Raw genomic sequence first — 1,505 nt, 5'->3', positions numbered from 1 at the left:
CAGACTGCTGACAAAGTCCTCGCCATTGGCGGGGATTTTTGATTCAATGGGGAATGCTTAAGAAACCCAGCCCACATCAAACCGAACTAGAGATGGTGACACTCGACAGTTTGGTCCCCAGCGATCATTTGCTTCGTAAGATCGATGCCGTGATCGATTTCAGTTTTATCCATGCGCGCGTGGCCGATTTGTACTGCGCGAACAATGGCCGTCCCGCCCTTGATCCGGTGATGATGTTTAAGGCGCTGTTCATTGGCTATCTGTTTGGCGTGCGCTCGGAGCGCCAGCTTGTGCGCGAGATTGAGGTCAATGTCGCCTATCGCTGGTTTTTGCAACTCAAGCTGACCGACAAGGTCTTTGATGCCTCGACCCTGTCGCAGAACCGGCGGCGTCGATATCATGATGCCAGTGTTGCGCAGGATATTTTTGACGAGATCGTCGAGCAGGCGATCAGGTACGGGCTGGTGGATGGTAAGGTTCTCTATACCGACAGCACGCATTTGAAGGCCGATGCCAACAAGAACAAATGGGACCGCGAAGTGGTTGCCAAATCGCGCGCGGCCTATTGGGATGATCTGGATCTGGCGATTGAGGAAGACCGGACGGCTCATGCGAAAAAGCCGCTCAAAGCCAAAGAACGCCAGCCGGTTGAGAAAGAAACCAAGATCAGTCGAACCGATCCCGACAGCGGATATATGGTGCGCGACGGCAAGCCCAAGGGCTTTTTCTATCTCGATCACCGCACGGTCGATGGCAAGCTTGGGATCATTACCGACAGTTACGCCACCCCGGCCAATCTGCATGACAGCATTCCCTATCTCGACCGTCTTGACCGACAAAGGCAGCGTTTTGACCTTGATGTTATCGCCGTCGGACTGGATGCGGGCTATGCGACCGCCGCGATTGCCAAAGGCCTTGAAGATCGTGACATCCTTGGCGTGACGGGCTATCGCCGCCCGAACCTTCGGGAAGGCTACATCCCCAAACGCAAATACGTTTATGACCCTGAACGTGATGCTTATCGCTGCCCCGAAGGTCAGCTTCTGTCTTATGCGACAACCGACCGAAATGGATACCGCCATTATCACAGCGACCCGGAAAAATGCCGCACCTGTCCTGTGCTGGCTTCCTGTACCGCCAATGCCCACCAGCGAAAAACTGTCACGCGCCATGTCTGGCAAGACGCCAGAGACCGGGCTGACGCCTATCGTCTGACAGAGTGGGGCAAGCGGGTTTACAAGCGCCGAAAAGAGACGGTCGAACGCTCTTTTGCAGATGCCAAACAGCTTCACGGTCATCGATATGCAAGGTTCCGGGGACTGATCAATGTCAAATGCCAATGTCTGCTGGCCGCCGCCGCCCAAAATATCAAGAAAATAGCCCTGGCTTTGGGCCCCAAGGGGCCAATCGCCGAGGGATAATCCCCTCGGCACACTCAAGCCAGCTTTCAAACACCTCTAAAAGCAAAACCCCGCCAAAATATGACGGGGTTTGTCAGCGGTCTG

At 54.8% G+C, this 1,505-nt stretch carries 1 protein-coding gene; it reads left to right on the top strand.

Translation table 11 applies throughout. From position 1 onward, the window contains the following. The first annotated feature begins 53 nt into the window (after positions 1–53). Positions 54–1,421 carry an IS1182 family transposase gene (locus tag SMB34_RS17715; protein WP_037992102.1) on the top strand — a complete coding sequence of 456 codons (1,368 nt, stop codon included), beginning with the start codon at positions 54–56 and terminating at the stop codon, positions 1,419–1,421. The last annotated feature ends 84 nt before the right edge of the window (positions 1,422–1,505 follow it).

Origin of the sequence: Thalassospira permensis NBRC 106175 (assembly GCF_000714555.1) — a bacterium.
Classification (GTDB): Bacteria; Pseudomonadota; Alphaproteobacteria; order Rhodospirillales; family Thalassospiraceae; genus Thalassospira; species Thalassospira xiamenensis.
Note: the sequence above shows the minus strand (reverse complement) of the source record. Positions and strands in the feature narration are given on the sequence as shown.

What these genes read in the sequence shown, in the direction of transcription:
- SMB34_RS17715 (WP_037992102.1), top strand. Translation starts at nt 54, where the DNA reads ATGCTTAAGAAACCCAGCCCACATCAAACCGAACTAGAGATGGTGACA.